Annotated in this window: 19 protein-coding genes; 13 read left to right on the top strand and 6 right to left on the bottom strand. The window is 64.5% G+C overall.

From position 1 onward, the window contains the following. Window positions 1-353 precede the first annotated feature (353 nt). The 10 genes from KW845_RS11740 to KW845_RS11695 all read left to right on the top strand — a co-directional run bounded on the left by KW845_RS11740 (window position 354) and on the right by KW845_RS11695 (window position 12,770). Window positions 354-1,865, top strand: coding sequence for a M81 family metallopeptidase (locus KW845_RS11740; RefSeq protein ID WP_218369394.1), 1,512 nt, complete (start codon window positions 354-356; stop codon window positions 1,863-1,865). Between the two features lie 80 nt (window positions 1,866-1,945). Further along, complete coding sequence (locus tag KW845_RS11735) at window positions 1,946-3,511, top strand: ABC transporter substrate-binding protein (RefSeq protein WP_218369393.1); 1,566 nt, start codon at window positions 1,946-1,948, stop codon at window positions 3,509-3,511. Window positions 3,512-3,524: 13 nt separating this feature from the next. After that, the gene (locus tag KW845_RS11730) at window positions 3,525-4,466 is read left to right on the top strand and encodes an ABC transporter permease (protein ID WP_218369392.1); all 942 of its coding nucleotides are present in this window, start codon (window positions 3,525-3,527) and stop codon (window positions 4,464-4,466) included. A gap of 2 nt (window positions 4,467-4,468) precedes the next feature. Continuing rightward, window positions 4,469-5,368, top strand: a complete 900-nt coding sequence (locus KW845_RS11725; protein WP_218369391.1) for an ABC transporter permease — start codon at window positions 4,469-4,471, stop codon at window positions 5,366-5,368. A 4-nt stretch (window positions 5,369-5,372) separates the two neighbouring features. Beyond that, window positions 5,373-7,064, top strand: coding sequence for an ABC transporter ATP-binding protein (locus KW845_RS11720; protein ID WP_218369390.1), 1,692 nt, complete (start codon window positions 5,373-5,375; stop codon window positions 7,062-7,064). A gap of 35 nt (window positions 7,065-7,099) precedes the next feature. Beyond that, entirely contained in the window at window positions 7,100-8,575 is a 1,476-nt protein-coding gene (locus KW845_RS11715) for a M81 family metallopeptidase (protein ID WP_218369389.1), read from the top strand. Window positions 8,576-8,751: 176 nt separating this feature from the next. Beyond that, a complete protein-coding gene (locus tag KW845_RS11710) occupies window positions 8,752-10,677 on the top strand; it encodes a DUF945 family protein (protein ID WP_218369388.1) in 1,926 nt (641 codons plus the stop codon). Between the two features lie 168 nt (window positions 10,678-10,845). Beyond that, on the top strand, window positions 10,846-11,841 hold the full coding sequence (locus KW845_RS11705; RefSeq protein WP_218369387.1) for an NAD(P)-dependent oxidoreductase: 996 nt from the start codon (window positions 10,846-10,848) through the stop codon (window positions 11,839-11,841). A gap of 37 nt (window positions 11,842-11,878) precedes the next feature. Beyond that, window positions 11,879-12,559, top strand: coding sequence for a Crp/Fnr family transcriptional regulator (locus tag KW845_RS11700; RefSeq protein ID WP_218369386.1), 681 nt, complete (start codon window positions 11,879-11,881; stop codon window positions 12,557-12,559). Between the two features lie 19 nt (window positions 12,560-12,578). Further along, on the top strand, window positions 12,579-12,770 hold the full coding sequence (locus KW845_RS11695; RefSeq protein WP_218369385.1) for a hypothetical protein: 192 nt from the start codon (window positions 12,579-12,581) through the stop codon (window positions 12,768-12,770). 20 nt (window positions 12,771-12,790) lie between these two features. On the opposite strand, the gene KW845_RS11690 is transcribed toward KW845_RS11695, so the two are convergent. The 6 genes from KW845_RS11690 to KW845_RS11665 form a co-directional block, all read right to left on the bottom strand. After that, window positions 12,791-14,623 (bottom strand): nitric oxide reductase activation protein NorD, encoded by a 1,833-nt coding sequence (locus KW845_RS11690; protein ID WP_218369384.1) that lies wholly within the window; start codon window positions 14,621-14,623, stop codon window positions 12,791-12,793. An 88-nt stretch (window positions 14,624-14,711) separates the two neighbouring features. Next, entirely contained in the window at window positions 14,712-16,136 is a 1,425-nt protein-coding gene (locus KW845_RS11685) for a cbb3-type cytochrome c oxidase subunit I (protein WP_218369383.1), read from the bottom strand. 3 nt (window positions 16,137-16,139) lie between these two features. Continuing rightward, window positions 16,140-16,580: a cytochrome c gene (locus tag KW845_RS11680; protein WP_218369382.1), complete on the bottom strand. Its 441-nt coding sequence runs from the start codon at window positions 16,578-16,580 to the stop codon at window positions 16,140-16,142. A 111-nt stretch (window positions 16,581-16,691) separates the two neighbouring features. Then, window positions 16,692-16,952: a cytochrome C oxidase subunit IV family protein gene (locus KW845_RS11675; RefSeq protein WP_218369381.1), complete on the bottom strand. Its 261-nt coding sequence runs from the start codon at window positions 16,950-16,952 to the stop codon at window positions 16,692-16,694. A 2-nt stretch (window positions 16,953-16,954) separates the two neighbouring features. Then, complete coding sequence (locus KW845_RS11670; RefSeq protein WP_255592560.1) at window positions 16,955-17,539, bottom strand: cytochrome c oxidase subunit 3; 585 nt, start codon at window positions 17,537-17,539, stop codon at window positions 16,955-16,957. Beyond that, on the bottom strand, window positions 17,523-18,338 hold the full coding sequence (locus tag KW845_RS11665; RefSeq protein ID WP_218369380.1) for a CbbQ/NirQ/NorQ/GpvN family protein: 816 nt from the start codon (window positions 18,336-18,338) through the stop codon (window positions 17,523-17,525). The genes KW845_RS11670 and KW845_RS11665 overlap by 17 nt, the downstream gene beginning before the upstream one ends. 239 nt (window positions 18,339-18,577) lie before the next feature. Between KW845_RS11665 and KW845_RS11660 the strand changes: the two genes are divergently transcribed. Genes KW845_RS11660 through KW845_RS11650 form a run of 3 tightly spaced genes read left to right on the top strand, consistent with a single transcriptional unit; the run spans window position 18,578 to window position 21,825 of the window. Then, window positions 18,578-20,260 carry a cytochrome D1 domain-containing protein gene (locus tag KW845_RS11660; RefSeq protein ID WP_218369379.1) on the top strand — a complete coding sequence of 561 codons (1,683 nt, stop codon included), beginning with the start codon at window positions 18,578-18,580 and terminating at the stop codon, window positions 20,258-20,260. A 58-nt stretch (window positions 20,261-20,318) separates the two neighbouring features. Continuing rightward, entirely contained in the window at window positions 20,319-20,912 is a 594-nt protein-coding gene (locus KW845_RS11655) for a NapC/NirT family cytochrome c (protein ID WP_218369378.1), read from the top strand. 37 nt (window positions 20,913-20,949) lie between these two features. After that, a complete protein-coding gene (locus tag KW845_RS11650; RefSeq protein WP_218369377.1) occupies window positions 20,950-21,825 on the top strand; it encodes an ethylbenzene dehydrogenase-related protein in 876 nt (291 codons plus the stop codon). Window positions 21,826-21,849: the final 24 nt, after the last annotated feature.

Genomic DNA, 21,849 nt, shown 5'->3' with positions numbered 1-21,849 from the left:
TGATTTCGCAGAGCTTAGAAGCGGCTGCGCTGAAACGCCCCGCATAGCAGCTCGCCCCTTGCACTGCAATCCACATTATCCCCACGCATACCGCAGTACGAATGGCAATCCCAGTCGCGCAGGGCGACTGGGATTGCCGGCCCCGCACATTTTTCCCTTTTTAGAAAAACCGAGGCCAAGCACGCAAGAACGCCACCCGCCCCAGCGGCGTCCACGCCATCCCGCCACGACGTCCAATAGAACAAGACCCCCGCCAAGGGCATAGCCGTATTGCCCAATGCGCATTTCTTCAGCAGAATCCCCCTATCCAGGTTTCTTCTATGTGAACGCAAGTCCTTGGGAGGATCGCTCCGATGCGCATCGGGATAGGCGGGTTCCAGCACGAAACCAATACCTTCGCGCCCTCGCGCGCCACTTGGGAAGAATTCGCCGACAAGGGCGGAGGCTGGCCCAAGCTGGTATCGGGGCCCGCCATGTTCGAGGCTGTGGCCGGCGCCAATATCCCTGTGGCCGGGTTCATCGAGGCCATGCATGAACATACGCTGCTGCCTACCACCTGGGCTGCGGCCAGTCCTTCCGGCCACGTCACCCGCGATGCCTACGAACGCATCAGCGGCATGATCCTGGACGGCCTGCGCCAGGCCCTGCCGCTGGACGCCGTCTATCTCGACCTGCATGGCGCCATGGTGGCCGAACATTACGACGACGGCGAAGGCGAGCTGCTGCGCCGTGTGCGCGCGCTGGTCGGCCCCGACATGCCCATCGTGGCCAGCCTCGACCTGCATGCCAATGTGACACGCGCCATGGTGGTGCATGCCGACAGCCTGGTCTGCTACCGCACCTACCCGCACATCGACATGGCCGATACCGGCCGGCGCGCAGCCCAGTTGCTCGAGCCCCGGCTGCACGGCATGCCGCGCCCGTACGTCGCCCTGCGCAGCATTCCCTACCTGATCTCGCTGTGCTGGCAATCCACCGACATCGAGCCCTCGCGCAGCCTGTACAAGCTGCTTGAAGACCTGGAATCGCGCGAGACAACCATCAGCCTGTCGTTTGCCACCGGCTTCCCGGCGGCCGACTTTCCCGAATGCGCCCCCACGGTATGGGCCTACAGCGACACCCAGGCCGATGCCGATGCCGCGGCCGATGCCATGGCACGCGCCGTGCTCAATGCCGAGGCCGACTTCGGCGGCAAGATCCATACCCCCGACGAAGCCGTGCAGGCCGCCATGGCCATGGCACGCGACAGCACCAAGCCGGTGATCATTGCCGACGTGCAAGACAACCCGGGCGCGGGCGGAAGTTCCGACACCACGGGCATCCTGCGCGCGCTGCTCGAGCAGCGTGCCTCGAACACGGCCATCGGCCTGATCGTCGATCCGGCCGCCGCGCTGGCGGCCCATCGTGCCGGCGCCGGCAACACCGTCAAGATCGCGCTGGGCGGGCATTCGGGTATTCCCGATGACGCTCCGCTCGAAGCCGAATACCTGGTCGAGAAAATCTCCGACGGACGCTTCGATACGCACGGTGCGTTCTACCGCGGCTTTCACATGGACCTCGGTCCCAGCGCGTGCTTGCGGCTCGATGGCGTGCGCATCGTGGTGGCTTCGAACAAGGTGCAGATGGCCGACCAGGAAATGTTTCGCTTCGCCGGCATCGAACCCACCCGCCAGGCTATCCTGGTGCTCAAGAGCTCGGCGCACTTCCGGGCCGATTTCACCGATATCGCCCATACCATTCTGGTGTGCGCGGCGCCAGGATCGATGTTGATGGATGCCACCCGGCAACCATGGACACGGCTGCGCCACGGCATCAGAATGGCGCCGTGCGGCCCGGCTTTTCCCGCCCGCCCGGCAAGCGCCTGACCCGGCGCGCCGCGGCGGGCGGCGCGCCGGACACTGCGGCGGCAATTATCGCCGCCCCATCGACTGAAAGGGGAATTTCCATGCTGAAGATTGTCCGTGTGGCCGTCCTGGCCGGTGCAGCGCTCTTGGCAGCCGGCGGCGCGCACGCAGAAACCGTCATCCGGGCGGTCATGCATTCGCCGCTGCGGCTTACCGACCCTCATGCCACCACCGCGTACATCACGACCTGGCATGGCTACATGATCTACGACACCCTGCTGGCCGTCGACGCCGACAACAAGATCCAGCCGCAGATGCTCGACAAGTGGGATGTCTCGGCCGACGGCAAGACCTACACCATGACGTTGCGCCCCGGCCTCAAGTGGCACGATGGCAAGCCGGTCAAGGCCGAAGACTGCGTGGCCTCGATCAAGCGCTGGGCCGCAGGCGACGGCATGGGCCGCACCCTGCTGAAATTCGTGGCAAGCATTGATGTCGTCGACGACAACACCTTCCGCATCGTCATGACCGAACCCACCGACCTGGCGCTGCGCGCCCTGTCCAAACCCACCGGCACGGCCGCCTTCATGATGCCCAAGCGCATCGCCGAAATCCCGGTGGGCACACCCATCACCGACATGACCGGTTCGGGCCCTTTCAAGGTGGCCGAATTCAAGCCCGGCGTCACTACCGTCTACGTCAAGAACACCGACTACGTGCCGCGCAAGGAGCCCGCCAGCGGGCTGGCCGGAGGCAAGGTCGTCAATGTCGACAAAGTCGTCTGGAACGTCATGCCCGACGCCCTGACCACCGCCAACGCGCTGATGGGCGGCGAAATCGACTATGTCGAGCAGTTCCCGTACGACTTGCTGCCCATGCTCGATGGCAATTCCGACTTCAAGGTCGAATCGCTCAGCCCGGTCGGCTACTTCACGATGTACCGCTTCAACTTCAAGTACCCGCCCTTCAACAACAAGAAAATCCGCCAGGCCGCCATGTACGCCATCGGCCAGGAAGACGTCATGAAGGCGCTGGTGGGCAATCCCAAGTACTACCAGACCTGCGCCTCGCTGTGGGGCTGCGGCACACCCTTCGAAAGCGACATCGGCAAAGACGTGGTGGTTCCGTCCAACATCGAGAAAGCCCAGGCCTTGCTGAAAGAAGCCGGCTACGACAACACGCCCATCCTGGTCATGCATGCCACCGACGTCGGCACGCTCAGCCCGCAGCCGGTGGTCATGGCGCAGGCCCTGCGCAAAGCGGGCTTCAACGTGAACCTGGCCGCCATGGACTGGCAAAGCGTCGTGGCCCGGCGGGCATCCAAGGCCGCGCCCGATGCCGGCGGCTGGAACATCCACAACACCAACTGGTACGCCACCGACATCATGGACCCGGTACGTTCGGCGCCGGCTTCGGCCAACGGCGAGAACGCCTGGTTCGGCTGGCCCGACTTCCCCGAGATCGAAGCCCTGCGCACCAAGTTCGCGCTGACGTCCGACCCGGCCGAGCAGAAGAAGATCGCCGACGAAGTGCAGCGCATCGGCATCGACGAAGGCCTGTATGTGCCGCTGGGGCAGATGTCGGTGCCCACGGCATACACGATCAAGCTCAGCGGGCTGGTGCACGCGCCCATCATGGCGTTCTGGAACGTCAAGAAAGCGCCGTAGGCCCGGACCGCCCATGCTGGCTTTCATCCTGCGCCGCCTGCTGGCCACCATTCCGGTACTGGTGCTGGTGGCCGTGGTCGTCTTCGCCATCCTGCGCCTGAGCCCCGGCGACCCCGCCGTCATCATGGCCGGCGATGGTGCCACGCCCGAACGCATCGACCAGATCCGCCAGGTCATGGGCCTGGACCAGCCCTTGCTCAAGCAGTTCTTCCTGTGGGCGGGACGGCTGGTGCAAGGCGACATCGGCACATCGCTGATGTCGGGCGTGCCGGTGCGCCAGCTCATCAGCCAACGGCTCGAGCCCTCGCTCAGCCTGGCGCTGCTGACCCTGGTGTTCACCCTGGTGGTCGCCATCCCGCTGGGCATCCTGGCAGCCTGGCGCCAGGGCCGGCTGCTCGACCGCATCGTCATGGGCTTCTCGGTGCTGGGATTCTCGGTACCGGTGTTCGTCACCGGCTACCTGCTGATCTGGGCGTTTGCCATCGAGCTCGACTGGTTCAAGATACAGGGCTATACGCCCTTGTCAGGCGGCTTCTGGCCTTTCTTGCACCGCCTGATCCTGCCCTCGTTGGCGCTATCCACCATTTATGTGGCACTGATCGCCCGCATCACGCGCACCAGCGTAATCGAGGTCATGGGCGAAGACTTCATCCGCACCGCGCGCGCCAAGGGCCTGGGTGAAACCGGGGTGCTGCTCGGGCATGCGCTGCGCAACGCCGCCGTGCCCATCGCCACGGTAGTGGGCGTGGGCATCGCGCTGTTGATCAGCGGCGTGGTGGTCACGGAATCGGTGTTCAACATCCCCGGGCTGGGCCGACTGGTGGTCGAAGCCGTGCTGGCGCGAGACTACCCCGTCATCCAGGGCCTGACGCTGTTTTTCGCCTTCGTCTACGTCTTCATCAATCTGGTCGTCGATTGCGCCTACACGCTGTTCGACCCGCGCATCAGGTACTGACCATGGCCACGCAATCGGACGCCATCGCCCAAGCCACCGACGCGCCCCCGGGCGATCCCCGCACCACCGCCTGGCGGCGCGTGCGCCACTCGCTGAAAAGCTGGCCGGTGCTGCTGGCGCTGGTCGTGCTGCTGCTGATCGTGGCGGCGGCGCTGCTGGCTCCCTGGCTGGGTACGGTCAATCCCACCTCGCTCGACCCGGGCAACCGCCTGAAACCCCCATTCGGCGGCTATCTGCTGGGCACCGACGCTTTCGGGCGCGACATCTGGTCACGCGTGGTGTACGGCGCGCGCGTGTCGCTGATCGTCGGCCTGGGCGCGGCCGCCATCAGCGTAGTCCTCGGCCTGGTCATCGGCCTGGTGGCGGGGTGGTTCCGCTCGCTCGACGGCTTCATCATGCGGGTCATGGACGCCATCATGGCGATCCCCGGCATCTTGCTGGCCATCGCGCTGGTATCGGTGACGGGCGCCAGCCTGACCACCGTGCTGGTGGCGGTCACCATCCCGGAAATCCCGCGCGTGGTGCGGCTGGTGCGCGGCCAGATCCTCAGCGTGCGCGGCGAGCCCTATGTCGAGGCCGCGCTGGCGCTGGGTACGCCGCTGCCCCTGCTATTGTGGCGCCACATGGTGCCCAGCACCGTGGCCCCCCTCACCGTGCAAGGCACCTATGTCTTCGCGTCCGCCATGCTGACCGAAGCCATCCTCAGCTTCCTGGGGGCTGGCATCCCCCCCGAGATTCCCTCATGGGGCAACATCATGTCCGAAGGGCGCATGTACTTCCGCATGCTGCCTGGCCTGATCCTGTTTCCCGGCCTGTTCCTGTCGCTGACCGTGCTCAGCGTCAATATCCTGGGCGACGCGCTGCGCGATGCGCTCGACCCCAAGATGGTGCGTAGGATCTGACGCCATGCCCTATTCCCCCCACCCTCCCGCGGGCGACACCACCGATGCCGTGCTGGCCATCCGCAACCTGTCGGTCGAAGTCGCCGGCGCCGGCAACCGGGTCGTGCGCAATCTCAGCCTGGACGTGCATGCCGGCGAAACCGTCTGCGTGGTGGGCGAATCCGGCTCGGGCAAATCGGTCAGCTCGCTGGCGGTGATGGGCCTGTTGCCGCCCGGCGTGCTGCTGCCCAGCGGCGCCGTGCGGGTCGAGGGCGAGGATGTCATCACCGCCTCGCCACGCCGCCTGCGCGAACTGCGCGCCACCCGCATGGCCATGGTGTTCCAGGAACCCATGACGGCGCTCAACCCGGTGCATACCGTGGGCCTGCAGGTCGACGAGGTGCTGCGCCTGCACCGCCGCATGTCGCGCGCGCAGCGCCGCGCCAAGGTGCTGGACATGTTCCGCTCGGTGCACCTGCCCGAAGTCGAACGCATCTACGATTCGTACCCGCACCAGCTTTCCGGCGGCCAGCGCCAGCGCATTGTCATCGCCATGGCGCTCATCCTCGAACCGCGCCTGCTTATCGCCGACGAACCCACCACCGCGCTGGACGTCACCACGCAAAAGCAGATCCTGGTGTTGATCAAGGAATTGCAGCGCAAGCACCGTACCGCCGTGCTGTTCATCACCCACGACTTCGGCGTGGTGGCCGAGATCGCCGACCGCATCGTCGTCATGAACCGCGGCGACCTGATCGAATCCGGCACGCGCGACGACATCCTGGCTCGCCCGCAGCAAAGCTACACACGACGCCTGGTGTCGTCTGTACCCAGCCTGGTGCCGGTGCGCCGCGACGCGCCGGCCGGCGACGCGGTCTTGCGCGTAAAGGGGCTGGGACGCACCTATACCGACAAGCGGCCATTCTGGGGCGGCAGCCGGCGTACGGTACTGGCCGCGAACGACGTCAACCTGACGCTGCGCAAGGGCGAGATCCTGGGCATCGTGGGCGAATCGGGCTCGGGCAAGTCCACCGTGGCGCGCTGCATCCTGCGCTTGATCGAACCCACGGCCGGCAGCATGCTGATCGGCGGCGACGATATCTCCACCCTGTCGGGCGCGGCGCTGCGCCCTGTGCGCCGCCGCATCCAGATCGTTTTCCAGGATCCCTACCGGTCGCTCAACCCGCGGCGCAAAGTGGGCGAGTCCATCATCGAGGGCTTGCTGAATTTCGGCGAAACGCGCGAGCGCGCGCTGGCCAGGGCAGCCGAAACAATGCGCGTGGTGGGGCTGGGCCCCGACGCCATGCAGCGCTACCCGCACCAGTTCTCGGGCGGCCAGCGGCAGCGCATCTGCATTGCCCGCGCCCTGGTCATGGAACCCGAAGTCCTGGTGGCCGACGAGGCCGTCTCGGCGCTGGACGTCTCGGTGCAGGCGCAGGTGCTCGAACTGCTGGAACAGATCCGCCAGCGCACCGGCGTGGGCGTGCTGTTCATCACGCACGACCTGCGCGTGGCCGCACAGATCTGCGACACCATCATGGTCATGCAGCGCGGCCTGGTCGTCGAAACCGGCGCCGCCGACGTAGTGCTGACCCAACCCGCACACGAATACACGCGCGCCCTGATCGACGCCGCTCCGGGGCGCGGCTGGGATTTCCGTAATTTCCGTCCGCTGAATGAAGCTCACCCCCGCAGCGCTGCGCGCTTCCCCGATTGAGCCGCACCTGTTGAATCCACCTGGAGCAAGACACCATGCGTTGGCTGCTGGCGATGATCAAGCACGAAACCAACACTTTCTCCCCGGTACCCACGCCGCTGGAGCGTTTTTTCCGTGGCAGCCCGGAGATCCTGTCCGGCGAACGGGCCATCCGCGCCTACGAAAACACCGACAGCGGCCTGGGCGGTTACATCGAGATCGCGCGGCGCGAAGGCGCCGAGATCGTCGTGCCAGTAGCGGCCGAATCCTGGCCCAGCGCCCCTGCCGATGCGGTCACCTACGAACGCCTGTGCAACCTGGTGCTCGACGAAGTGCGGCGCGGCGGCTACGACGCCATCCTGCTCGATCTGCATGGCGCCATGGTGGCCGAGGGCGTCGAAGATGCCGAAGGCCATCTGCTGCGCCGGCTGCGCGAGATCGATCCCGATACGCCGGTGGGCGTCACCCTGGACATGCATGCCAATATCTACGATGACATCGTGCGGCACGCCACTGTCGTCACGGGTTTCCACACCTATCCGCACGTCGACATCCGCGATGCCGGCATACGCGCGGCCAGCGTCATCGCCCGCGCCCTGAAGGGCGAAATACGCCCCATGATGACCTGGGCCAACAAGCCCATGCTGCCGCACATCATGTGCCAAGGCACTCATGCCGATCCCAACAAATCCCTGCAGGCACGCTGCCAGGCGCTGGAAACCCGGGAAGTGCTGGCGGCATCGGTATTCGTGGGTTTTCCGCACGCCGACATCCGCGAAGCCGGCCTGAGCGCGGTCATCTGCACCGACGCAGACCTGCCGGCGGCGGAACGCTTGCGCGACGAACTTCTCGAGACCGCCTGGAATGGCCGCGAACAATGGGTGTTCCATTGCGAACCGCTGGCCCCCGCCATCGCCCGGGCCAAGGCCATCGAGCAAGGCCCGGTCATCCTGCTCGATCATTTCGACAACACCGGCTCGGGCGGCACCATGGATACCACTGCCGTATTGGCCGAGATCCTGCGCCAAGAGCTCGACAACGTGGCGTTCTACGCGCTGTGCGATCCGCAGGCCGCGCAACAGGCTGCGGCCGCCGGCGTAGGCGCGGACATCACCCTGGAACTGGGAGGCAAGGTGCCCATGCCGGCGCTGAAGCAGCAAAGCCAGCCGCTGTCGGTCACCGGCCGGGTCAAGCTGGTGTTCGACGGCGTCTACCTGAACCGCGGCCCCATGTACCGCGGCGTGCGCAACGACACGGGGCTTACCGTCGTGTTCGATACCGGCCGCGTGCAGATCGTGATCGTGTCGCGTCACCAGGAACCCTTCGATATCAACTGCCTGCTGTCGGCCGGCATCGACCCGCTGCAAAAGCGCTATGTCGCGCTGAAGAGCCGGGTGCATTGGCGGGCGGGCTTCGCCGCCATGGCGACAGAGATCATCGAGTGCACGGGTGTGGGCGTCACCACCTCGGACTACAGTCAGGTCGAGTTCAAGCACGTGCGCCGGCCAATCTACCCGCTAGACCCGCTCTAGCCTTCTGGGCCAGACACTTGGCAGGCTTGGCAGCACCCGCGCGGAAACGTCTGGTAACGTCGCTCCGGCCACGGCACTACCTTGCGTCGTTATACTCGCCGCGGGTAATCACCCCAGCCCGGCCGGCCGCGCGATGCCCGCCGGGCCGCATCCATAACTGAAGTCGGACGGGTACGATGAAAAAGGCAGCGGGGATCACGGCGGGCGTGATTGTGGTATTGGCGGCAGGCTGGCTGGGCACTACCTGGTACACCGGCAAACGCATCGAGGCCGAGACGCCGGCCCGGTTGGCAGAAGTCAACCAGAAACTTGCCGATGCCTTCGCAGGCATGGGCTTCGGCCTTGAAGTCCGCCAACTAGATTACCAGCGGAATTTCTTCACCAGCCAGGCCCGCTACGGCGTCTCGCTGACCAAGACGGACAATGCGCCCAAGGGGCTGCCGTCAGGCACGGCGGAATTCGTGTCGCGCATCGAACACGGTCCGTTTCCCAAAGGAGCGCTCGCGCATGGCAAGTGGCTGCCTCAACTCGCGTTCGTACATGCCGAGCTGCTCGCCAACGAAGACCTGAAACCGCTGTTCGAACTGACCAAGGGCGCCACGCCGTTCTGGAGCGACACCGTAGTGTCATACAACGGCGACACCTCCGGCACGGCCGGCGTGGCGCCCATCGAATTGCGCAAGGACGGCGATGTGCTGACCTTCAGCGGTGCCCACGCAGAAGGGCAATACACTCAGGCCACGCGTAGCTCCACGGCAAAGATCGAGGTCGGGCAAGTTGCGCTGGACGCCAGCCAAAGCGAGCGCCCGGCCAAGATGAACGCCTCGGGCATCACCCTGGATATCGACAGCCGCCAGGGCCAGTTCGGCTTCGGCATCGGCAGCTCCAGCGCGCAAGTGCAGCGGCTGGACGTCGAAGACGTGGCCACCGGCACCAAGGTGGCCATGCAATCGCTGGGCTATACGGCCAGCCTGGCCGAAAGCGGCGCCAGCCTGAACGTGCATATGCACTACCAGGTAGGCCAATTGGACGTCAACGGCCGCAATTTCGGCCAGGGCCAGGCCACCCTGAAACTGGATCGCCTGGACGGCCAGGCCACCGCCGACCTGTCCAAGCTGTACAACGAAATCTTCACCGAAATCGGCCAAAGCGACGCGCCTGCAGCCGAGGTCCTGACGCCCGAGCGCCGCCAGGCGCTGCTGCAATACGGCAGGCAGATGCTGGCGGGCAACCCGTCGCTGCGGCTGGATCCCGTCACCTGGCAGACTGCCAAGGGCGAAAGCCACCTGGCGCTGGCGCTGGACCTGACCAAGCCGGCCGCCCTGGACACCGAACCGCCCGCCATCGACGACCCCCAGGCCCTGATCCAGCAAGCCATCAAGGCGCTCGATCTGAAGATCATCCTGTCCAAGCCAATGGCCCAGGATATGTTGGCGCAGCTTCTGCAAAGCCAGGGCCTGGATGCCCAGCAGGCCGCCACCGAAGCCGCAGACCAGGTCAGCGCCGCGGCCGGCATGGCGGAAATGCTGAGCATCGGCAAGAACGACGGCGACAACCTGGTGGGCGCTTTCCACTACGCCGACGGCGCGGCTACCCTGAACGGCAACCCAATACCGGTCGACGAGCTGTTCGGCAACTTGGTGGGCGACCTGGGCGACGACGACTCGGCCAGCCCCGACAGCACCCTGCTGGGCGCGCTGGACCCCGACCTGCTGGGCGAAATCCTGGACGAGGCGGGCTTTGCCTACCAGACCAGCGCAGCCACCGGCGGCAATCCCGTCATTGACATCGAACCGGGCGACAGCGGTGCCGAAAGCCTGCGCATCGAATTCAACGACTGCGACATCGAGATGACCTGCGCCGACCTGCTGCTGCGCGCCAGCTTCGCCTCCGGCCAGCCCGTGCCGCTCAACCTGCTGAACGACTGGAATACGCAGAATCGCTGGACCCGTGCCTACCTGGATACCAGCAACCAGGCCGTGCTCGAAATGGACGTGAATGCCTATGGCGGTATCGGCGACAACGGCGCCGACTTCCTGGTCAAGACCTTCCTGGCCTCAGTCCCGCAGTTCGCCGAAACATTGGCCAGCACGCCGCGCTGATGGCCTGTCTTAGTGTGAATAGGCCTTTATTCACATTCGGATGATTTTTCGCAAGGCGCCGGCCTGCCGGCCCGGCGCCTGATCCATGCGGCGGTCTTACACTGGGTGCCATCGCGCATCGTGGCCGGCCACACCGGCCAAGCACCCCAGGCGCGATGCCTGGCCGCCATGGAATTCCTTCCCCTCTTCCACTCCCTGCAAAGTCGCGTCGTCCTGCTGGTCGGCGGCGGCGACGTAGCGCTGCGCAAGGCGCGCCTGCTTTGCAGCGCCGGCGCACGGTTGCGCGTAGTGGCGCCTCGCATTCATCCCGAACTTATCCCTTTGGCCACCGAACTGCACCAGCGCAGCTACATCGGCGGCGACCTCGACGGCGTGGTGCTGGCCGTGGCCGCCACCAACAAAAGCCCGCTGAACGCCACCGTATCGGCCCAGGCACAGGCCCGCGGCATTCCGGTCAACGTGGTCGATTCGCCCAGCCTGTGCAGTGCCATCTTCCCCGCCATCGTCGATCGATCGCCCCTCATGGTGGCCGTCAGCAGCGGCGGCCATGCCCCCGTGCTGGCCCGGTTGGTGCGCGCCAAGCTCGAAAGCTGGCTGCCCGCCCGTTATGGCCAACTGGCCGGCCTGGCCAGGCAGTTTCGCAGCCAGGTCAAGACATGGCTGCCCAGCGTGCAGCAACGCCGCATTTTCTGGGAAGACGCCTTCCAGGGCCCGATAGCCGAAGCCCTGCTCGCTGGCCACCCCGGCCTGGCACACCGCCTGCTCGAAGCCAAGCTGGCCGGCGCGGCTCCCCAGCCATCAGGCGAGGTCTACTGGGTGGGCATCGGCCCGGGCGACCCCGACCTGCTCACCTTCCGCGCCCTGCGCCTGATGCAACAGGCCGACGCGGTAATCAGCGGCCCATCGATTCCTGCCACCATCGTCGACCTGTGCCGCCGCGATGCCGACCGCATCGCCCCGCGCCCCCCCGCCACCGGCAAAGAACCATGCTGTGCTCGGCAACTGATTGAACTCGCCCGGCAGGGCAAACGCGTGTTGCTGCTGGTGCCTGGCGATGGAGCAACCTGCAAGCGCGATGCGCTCGACGCGCTGGCGGTGCACGACATCCCCTGCCAGGTGGTGCCGGGCATCGCCAGCGCCCCCACACACCCAGAGCCCACCTGAAGCCTCGCACCACTTGTCCTGACCGCACTATTCCATCATGCAGCTCCACCGAGTCCATCACCAGATCCTTCGCAGCCATCATCTTTTCGAACCCCTGAGCGAAGCGCAACTCGACGCCCTGCTGCAAACGGCCCGGCTGCTCAACGTCGACAAAGGCGAAAAACTGTTCCACCAGGGCGAACCGGCCCATGCCTTCTTCTTTGTGATTTCCGGTACTGTAAAAGTCTATCGCCTTACGCCCGACGGTCAGGAAAAGGTCTTCGATGTCATCGGCAGCCGCCAGACTTTCGCCGAAGCCATGATGCTGATGGACACGCCCGATTACGTGGCATCGGCCCAGGCCATAGCGCCGTCCCAGCTATACCGGTTCTCGAACAGCACCTACATGGAACTGTTGCGGAACAACAGCAAACTGACTTTTGCCTTGCTGGGCAAGCTATGTATCCGGCTGCACCAGCGCATCAACGAGATCGAAACCCTATCGCTCAAGAACGCCACCCACCGCGTGGTGCGCTACCTGCTGACCCAATTGGCGCGACGCCCCGACAGCAACAGCTTTGAACTGCCCATGGCCAAACGGCTGGTGGCCGGCCACTTGTCGATCCAGCCAGAGACTTTCTCGCGCATCATTCGCCACCTGATCGACGAAGGCATCATCACCCAGCAGGGTAATCACATCTGCGTGCTGAACAGCCAGCGCCTGGAACTCTTCGAATAGCGCTCGCGCGCATACTGCCATGCCAGACTGCCTGTACTGCCAGCAAGCCGCACCGCCCGGGCTGCCAGACTGCCCGCATTGCGGCATGCCCTTGCCTGTGGCAGCCGAACGCATCCGCCTGCGTCGCCTGCGGCGCTTTCAATGGTTCTGTGCCGGCCTGGCCTTGTTCTGCGCCGTCATGATTTACTGGCTTCCGCGCAGCCTGGGCTAGCCATCAGCTATCGCGCGGCGTCATGGCTGCGTCAGTTGGCGGTACAACTGCGGCAAGCGGTACGGCAACTGTTGCGGCTGCCTTATCAGCGTATAGCAATGGGCGCCGAACATGTAGGGCAGATAGCTGCCGGCCTCGCGGTCGATGGTGATGCAAAACGGCAGCAAGCCCTGCCGCCGTGCCTCGATCACGGCCTGGCGTGTGTCTTCCACGCCATAGCGGCCCTCGTAGCGGTCCAGGTCGTTGGGCTTGCCGTCGGTAACCAGCAGCAGCAGCTTGCGCCGGGATGGGCTGGCCGCCAACAGGCGCGTGGCCTGCCGCAAAGCGGCGCCCATGCGCGTGTAGTAACCCGGGCGCAACGCCTGGATACGGCCCCGCGTTTCGTCACCATAGCGCTGGCGAAAGGTCTTCAATTCCAGCATGCGCACTTGCTGGCGGCGCAATGATGAAAATCCGTACAACGCAAACGGATCGCCCACCGCCGACAGCGCCTCGCCGAACAGCAGCAGGCTGTCCGCGATGACGTCGATGACGCGATGCTGGTCATCCAGGTGGGCATCGGTGGACATCGACAAGTCGGCCAACAGCAGGCAAGCCATGTCGCGGCGGGTTTGCCGGCGTTCCTGAAACCAGCCGCGCTCGGCACAATGCCCATGCTGGCGTTCGACTTGAAAATCGATCCACGCCTGCATGTCCAGCTCGGTGCCCAGGGGTTGCTGGCGCAGCCATTGGCGATCACTGCGCAGATGCTCGAATTGCCGGCGCAAGCGCCGGGCCAAAGATGCCAGCCGCAGCGGCAGCCCCGCGGGCGACGACTGACGCGGCGACATCATCTGCACCTGCACGAAATTGCCTTGCAGGCGCTGCCGCCGGTAATCCCATTCCGGCAAGGTCATGAGGCCGCCCAGCGGCAGGTCATCCACATCGGCGGGCGGCAGGTCCAGATCCAGCTTCAGGCCACCGCCCTGGCGCATGCGCCGCCGCGAGATCGCCAGTTCATCCAAGTCGTTCGCCGCCCGTGCGGCATCGGGATTCTCGCTGTCGTCTCCGCGTCGGTCCAGGTCTACGTGTTCGGACCAACTGAACAGGTTCTCCAGGCGTATCAGCAACAACCCGTCTTTACCGCTGTGATCGTCCACCCGGGAAGCGCGCTTGCGCGTTGCCGTGCTGGTGTTGGTGGAAGCCTGTTCTCCACCCGGCTCCGTATCCAGGTCGGTTGCCTGCGGCTGGCTGGCCTGCTGTGGCGGGTACAACCACATGGGGACCGGCCACGGCGCACGCTCGCTACGCGGAAAATCGGCAACGCTGCCGGGCTCGTGCAGCGCCTGGCGCACCGCGCGTTCCAATGCCGCCTCGTCGCGCCGCAAGCTCGACGGGTCGGGCCTCCATTGCATGTGGGCATCCACCAGGCGCCGGTATCTTGGCCGCAACGCCGGATACCGCTGCAACAAGGCATGCGTCCAGTGTTGGTTGTCACGGCCCCAGTGCCGCATGCCGCGTGCCTGCCCGGCCAGCAAGGCAAGCCAGCGATAAAGCTCGGCGTTCAGCGTGGCCTCGGGATACACCGCCAGGTGACTGGGCAGGCGCAATGTATCGGCATCGCACCAGGCCACCGCCCCTTGGCGGCCTGCGCCGGCGATGTGCTGCAACAGGCTGCGCCTTGATGTCAGGCTGCGATGATCGGCGGCCTCGAGGGCAACGCCTCCGGCACCACCCATGGCTCGAAACAGCACGGCCAGCGTGCGCTGCATGTCGGGCAACAAAACCCGCGCGGAGGGAAACTCGCGGCTGGCCTGACGCGTGATGAAGCGATGCCAGATTCCTCCAACCCATTCTTCCAGTTCGAAGCCCAAGCCTTTACCTTTCTTGCATGCCACATAAAAATGGAAAACGGCCCCGCGACCATGCGCCGGGCCGTTCCATGGATGTAGCGAATTCGCCTTAAGCGGCGCCGGCCAGGGCTTGCTGAGTGGCAGCACTACCGCGCTGCCGGAAGCTGAGCAAGTAGCACACCAGGCCTACCAGGAAGGTCACCCCGAACACCAGGCGCAGCCAGAAAAACAGCGCGAGCTGGTCCATGGTATTCATGAACGACATGGCTGCCGGGTCTGCAGGCAAACGCTGCAACCATACCTGCACCACGCCAGCCGCTGTCAGCAGTAGCGTGATCGCCAGCATCGAGATCGTCATCAACCAGAAACCCCACAGTTCCATGCGCTGCGCCGAGGCCGGCGGGGCTTCACCCAACCCGCGCAAGCGCGGCATGGCGTACGAGATCATGGTCAGCACGATCATGACGTAGGCGCCGTAGAACGCCAGATGGCCGTGCGCCGCGGTAAGCTGCGTGCCGTGGGTGTAGTAGTTGACCGGTGCGAGGGTATGGATGAACCCCCAGACACCGGCCCCCAGGAAGGCCGTGACCGTAGTGCCGATTGCCCAGTACGACGCGGCGCGATTCGGGTGTTGACGGCGACGCCGCTTCATCATGTTCCAGGCGAACAGCACCATGGCAAAGAACGGCAGGGGTTCCAGGGCCGAGAATATCGAGCCCAGCCACAGCCAGACGCCCGGCGCACCGATCCAGAAGTAATGGTGGCCGGTACCGATGATGCCCGTGATGAGTGCCATGCCGATGATGACATACAGCCATTTCTCGACCACTTCGCGGTCGACGCCGGTGATCTTGATCAGCACGAATGCCAGGATGGAGCCCATGATCAGTTCCCACACCCCTTCGACCCACAGGTGCACGACCCACCACCAGTAGAACTTGTCGCGCGCCAGGTTTTCGGGGTTGTAGAACGAGAACAGGAACAACACGGCCAAGCCGATCAGGCCCGTCATCATGACCATGCTGATGGCCGTCTTGCGGCCCTTGAGCATGGTCATGCCGATGTTATACAGGAAACCCAGGGCGACCACCACGATGCCGGCTTTGGTAATGGTGGGCTGCTCGAGGAATTCGCGGCCCATGGTGGGGAGCACGTCGTTGCCTGTGACAGCGGCCAGGCCTGCATACGGCAGCAGCAGGTAACCCAGGATGGTCAGCACGCCGGCGACGGCGAATACCCAGAACAGCACCAGCGCCAGCTTGGGGCTATGCAGCTCGCGGTCGGCCTCTTCGGGTATCAGGTAGTAGGCGGCCCCCATGAAACCGAACAGCAGCCACACGATGAGCAGGTTGGTATGCACCATGCGCGCGACGTTGAACGGAATGAGTGGAAACAGGAAATCGCCCACGACGTACTGCAGGCCCATGACTAGGCCGAACAGAATCTGCCCCGCGAACAGGATCAGGGCGAAAATGAAATAGGGCTTCGCAACGGCCTGCGAGGCGAACTTCAGATGCGGATTGACGGCGGTCATGATTCAGCCCTCACGGTTTGGTGGCCAGTTGTAGTTGTCGATCTTCGATGTCCATTTCAGGAACTCGGCCAGGTCGTTCACTTCCCGTTCGGACAGATGGAACTGAGGCATGGCGCGACGGCCCGGCACGCCCAGGGGCTGGGCGCTCATCCAGGCATGCAGGAACGAATTGAAATCCTGTTCGCCGCCGCGGCGCTCGAACACATTGCCGAGCTCGGGTGCAAAGTACGCGCCTTCGCCCAGTATCGTGTGACAGCCGACGCAATTGTTCTGCTCCCAGACGAGTTTGCCGCGCACGACGGCCTCGGTCATCTGGTCTTGGTTCGTACTTTCTGGAAAGTGTTTTTCGGTATGGAAAGTCAGGGCCAGGAATATCAGGATGAAGAACACACTTCCCCCGAAATAGATATTCCTGGCCATGCCTTTGGTGAAGGTTTCCTGCATGATGGCCCCTCTTGGCTATAGGTGGACATCATTCTAGAAAGCGGGCACCCCGGGCCCGCTTGACTGCAATCAAGAAACAAAAGTAGTCGCCGCGCCGCTGGCCGCCGGTCTTCAACGGCCGGGCAAGTACCCGGCCAGCAACACGCCCGCCGCCATGGCAAGCGGCCACGCCAGCAACAACAGGCGCCAGGCGCGCGGCGCGTGCCGCAGTTCCATGAACCCATCGATGACCAGCCATGCCTTGGCCACCGCCAGGGCAATCACCCAACCCTGCAGGGATGGCAGCGCCGCGCCGCCGGCTGCGCTGACCGTGGCCACGGTCAGCACTACCAGCCCCAGCCAATAGCACAGCAAGCGTACGGTTTCGCTCATGCTCAACCCAGCAGGTACACCACGGGAAACAGCAACACCCAGACCAGATCGACCATGTGCCAGTACAGCGCGCCCGATTCCATGCCGCGGCAATGGCCCGGCCCGTACGCTCCCGCCCGGCAGCGCCAGGCCAGCCATGCCAGTATCAGCATGCCAAGCAGCACATGCAGGAAGTGAAAGCCGGTCAGGATCCAGTACAAGGTGAAGAACGTGTCATGTTCCAGCCCCAGGCCAAGCCGCCCCAGGTGGCGGTACTCGTTCAGCTTCAACGCTACATAGCAGGACGCCGCCCCCAGCGCCACGCACAGCAGCGGCGCCGCGCCGCCACGGCCCTGCCGTACCCTGGCCACGGCCTGGGCGGCCAGCCATCCGGCTGTCAGCAGGCTCAGGGTCAGGGCCAACCCGATAGAGGTATCCAGCACCTGGCGGCCGGCATGGAACTGTTCGGCCTGCAACGCCTGGGCAACCACAAAGGCCAGCACCAGGATGCCAAACACGGCCAGTTCGGCCAGGATGAAAATCCACATCGCCAGGTCGCCTGGCAGGCGCCGGGCGGCATCCGGACTGGCCTCAAGCGAAGTGGACATCCACCACTTCCATCAGCGCCGCGACCGTCTGGGGGTCGTCGGACAAGGGTTCGGCCAGGCAAGCCAGGCAGGCGTCGCGCACGGACATGCCGCTGGCGATCATGCGGGCCGCAAAGATCAGCAGGCGGGTCGACGCCACTTCTTCCAGGTCGTGGTGTTCCAGCCGGCGCAGCGCCTGCCCCAGATCGACGATGCGGGCCGCCAGGCTTTCACCGACCTGCGCCTCGGCGGCCACGATACGGCGCTCTTCGGCCGCCGGCGGGTAGCCGAAGCGCAACGCCACGAAACGCTGGCGCGTGCTGGGCTTCATGCCCTTGAGCAGATTCTGGTAGCCCGGGTTGTACGACACCACCAGCATGAACCCGGGCGGCGCCCGCAAGGTTTCGCCGGTGCGCTCGACGTACAGCTCGCGGCGATCGTCGGCCAGGGGATGCAGCACCACGGCGGTGTCTTGCCGGGCCTCGACAATCTCGTCCAGGTAGCAGATGCCGCCTTCACGTACCGCCCGGGTCAGGGGGCCGTCTTGCCACCAGGTGCCGGCGGCGCCGATCAGGTGGCGCCCGACCAGGTCGGTGGCGCTGAGATCGTCATGGCACGCCACGGTGTACAGCGGCAGGCCCAGGCGATGCGACATGTGCTGCACGAAGCGGGTCTTGCCGCAACCGGTGGGGCCCTTGACCAGCACCGGCATGCCGTGCCGCCATGCCTGCTCGAACAACTGCGCCTCATTGCCCAGCGGCTGGTAATAAGGCGCGTCGGGCGCTGCCGGCGCAGGCTCGTAGGCCGCGGAGTTGACCATGCTGATTCCTGTGTTCTGTCCTGGATCAGGGGCCACCTTACCTGCTGGCCAACGCGCTTCTCAAGGCGCGTGAAGACAGGACTTGATTGCAGTCAACGCCGCGCTACCTCAATTGATTGCAGTCAAGCGTAGAGTCCAGGCGCTTCAGTACGATCCGGCCAAAGAGCGCACAGTTCCCTCGATCACCCACAACGCCGTGACCCGGAGTCGCAGCAAGCGCTTCCTAAGGAGAAGTACCTATGACCAGTCCAAAAAAGACCCTCCTGGCAAGCCTCATTGCCAGTATTTCGTTGCTGGGCACAGCGGGCGCTCTTGCCAATGCGCCGGCCATGACCGATGCCGAAAAAGAAACCGCCAAGCAAATCTATTTTGAACGCTGCGCTGGCTGTCACGGTGTCCTGCGCAAGGGTGCCACGGGCAAGAACCTGGAACCCCACTGGACCCAGACCCAGGCCGACGGTGCCAAGATCGAAGGCGGCACGCTGCAGTTGGGTACCAAGCGGCTGGAAAACATCATTGCCTACGGCACCGACGGCGGGATGGTCAACTACGACGACATCCTGACCGAGCAGGAAGTCAACCTGATGGCGCGTTATATCCAGCAAACGCCCGACGTGCCGCCCGAGTTCTCCTTGCAGGACATGAAAGACAGCTGGAAGCTGATCGTTCCGGTGGCCGAGCGTCCCACCAAGCAGATGAACAAGATCAACCTGAAGAACGTCTTTGCCATCACGCTGCGCGATGCCGGCAAGCTTGCCCTGGTTGATGGCGATACCCACAAGATCTGGAAGATCCTGGATACCGGCTACGCCGTGCACATCTCGCGCCTGTCTGCCTCGGGCCGCTATGTCTACACCGTGGGCCGCGACGGCCTGACGACCGTCATCGACATGTGGTTCGAAGAACCCACCACCGTGGCGACGGTACGCCTGGGCTCCGATGCACGCTCGGTCGACGTGTCCAAGTTCAAGGGCTACGAAGACAAGTACCTGATCGGCGGCACCTACTGGCCGCCCCAGTATTCCATCATGGACGGCGAAACCCTCGAACCCATCAAGGTAGTGTCCACCCGCGGCCAGACGGTCGATGGCGAATACCATCCGGAACCGCGCGTGGCATCCATCGTGGCCTCGCTGCAAAAGCCCGAATGGGTCGTCAACGTCAAGGAAACCGGCCAGATCCTGCTGGTCGACTACACCGACCTGAAGAACCTGAAAACCACCGCCATCGAATCGGCGAAATTCCTGCACGACGGTGGCTGGGATGCATCCGGACGCTACTTCATGGTGGCTGCCAATGCCTCGAACAAGGTTGCCGTGGCAGACACCAAGACAGGCAAGCTGGCTGCGCTGGTCGACACCGCCAAGATTCCCCACCCGGGTCGAGGCGCCAACTTCATGCACAAGCAGTTCGGTCCAGTATGGGCAACCGGCCACCTGGGCGATGAAGTGGTCTCGCTGATTTCCACTGCTTCCGACAAGCCCGAGCACGCCAAGTTCAAGGAACACAACTGGAAGGTGGTGCAAGAGCTCAAGATGCCGGGCGCCGGCAACCTGTTCGTCAAGACCCATCCGAAATCCAGGCACTTCTGGGCCGACGCTCCCATGAACCCGGAACGCGAAGTCGCCGAATCGGTTTACGTGTTCAACCTCGACGACCTGTCCAAGCCGCCTACCCGGCTCAACGTCGCCAAGGATTCCGGGCTGCCGGAAAGCAAGGCCATCCGTCGCGCCGTGCAACCCGAATACAACGAGGCGGGCAACGAGGTCTGGATCTCGCTGTGGGGCGGCAAGACCGATCAGTCCGCCATCGTGATCTACGACGACAAGACCCTGAAGCTAAAGCGCGTCATCACCGATCCGGCTGTTGTCACGCCCACAGGCAAGTTCAACGTCTACAACACCATGCACGACGTTTATTGATCGGCGCCGTTTTCCACCTGCCGGCGGTTCCCCTGCTCGGGGAACCGCCTAATCCACCATGACACACCCAAACGGCAAGAAAGGCATCTTCGCCCTGCTGCGTCGCCCCAGCAAAAGGTATTCGATCGCTACCCTGCTGCTGGCCGGCATCGTACTGGGCGTTGTTCTTTGGGGCGGTTTCAATACTGCCCTGGAAGCCACCAACACCGAGACATTCTGCATTTCGTGCCACGAAATGCGCGACAACGTGTACCCCGAATACAAGGAAACCATCCACTACACCAACCGTACGGGTGTACGCGCCACCTGCCCCGATTGCCACGTGCCCAAAGACTGGACCTACAAGATGATCCGCAAGGTCCAGGCATCGAAGGAATTGTGGGGCAAGCTGGTTGGCACCATCGACACGCGCGAGAAGTTCGAAGCCAAGCGCCTGGAAATGGCGCGCCATGAATGGCGGCGCATGAAGGCGTCCGACTCCCGCGAATGCCGGAACTGCCACAGCCTTGCCAGCATGAACAGCGAATCGCAGAAGCAGCGGGCGCGCAAACAGCACGAGATGGCTATCGAAGACAGCATGACATGCATTGATTGTCACAAAGGCATAGCTCATCACAAGCCGCAAGGCATGACCGACGAAGACGAAGAGTAGCGGCGCTGCCGCAAGCATGATCGACAAGGAACCTGGCATGAAGAACACCCTGTTGTCCGGCGCCGCTGGCGCCGCGCTCGCCCTGGCGGCCGTTGCCGCACAGGCCGGCGCCCCCGCCGATTGGAACGCCGTGAAGGCTACCGAGATCACCTTGTTCTACCCGGGAACATCGGCCGTGGAATGGATCACCAAAGGCACCGAGCACGGTGGCGCGCGCGCCCTGAAAAAAGGCGAAACCTGCGTCGACTGCCATTCAGAGGAAATCGCCAACATGGGCCAGTTGATCGTGGGCGGCAAAAAGCTCGAGCCCAGCCCCATTGCCGGCAAGGCCCCCTCGATCGATGTCAGGGTCCAGGCCACCCATGATGGCCAGCACCTTTACCTGCGCTTCAGTTGGGCCCAGCCCAAGGCTTCGGGCGCCGCAAAGCTGGACGCCGACAACCCCGTCAAGATCGCCTACATGCTCGAGGCCGGCGACAAGGTCGAACTGGCCCAGCCCGGCGGCTGCTGGGGAGCCTGCCATGGCGACGCGCGCACCATGCCCGGTGCAAACGACAGCAAGACCAAGTACGTCAAGGGCGGCTCGCTGGCCGATGGCATCTTCTACGACCTGAACCAGTGGCGCAGCGGCGAGAACAGGGCCTACGACGGCCATATCGCCACTGAGCGCGTCATGCAAGGCGGCCAGGCGCTGGTCGGGGCGCAAGGCAAGCTCGTGGGCGACACCTGGGTGGTGGAGTTCACCCGCAAGTTTTCCGGCGGCGAGGGCGATGTCCTGCTCGAACCGGGCAAGACCTACAACTTCGGCCTGGCCATCCACGACGACAACAGTGCCGGACGCTACCACCACGTATCGCTGGGCTATCACCTGGGCATCGACACGGCGGCCGACATTACCGCGGCGCGCCAGTAGCCCACCCGGCCTGCAAACGTCAAC

This window comes from Bordetella sp. BOR01 (assembly GCF_019218885.1).
In the GTDB taxonomy this organism is placed as follows: domain Bacteria; phylum Pseudomonadota; class Gammaproteobacteria; order Burkholderiales; family Burkholderiaceae_B; genus Bordetella_A.
This window is presented reverse-complemented; position numbering and strand designations above follow the sequence as displayed.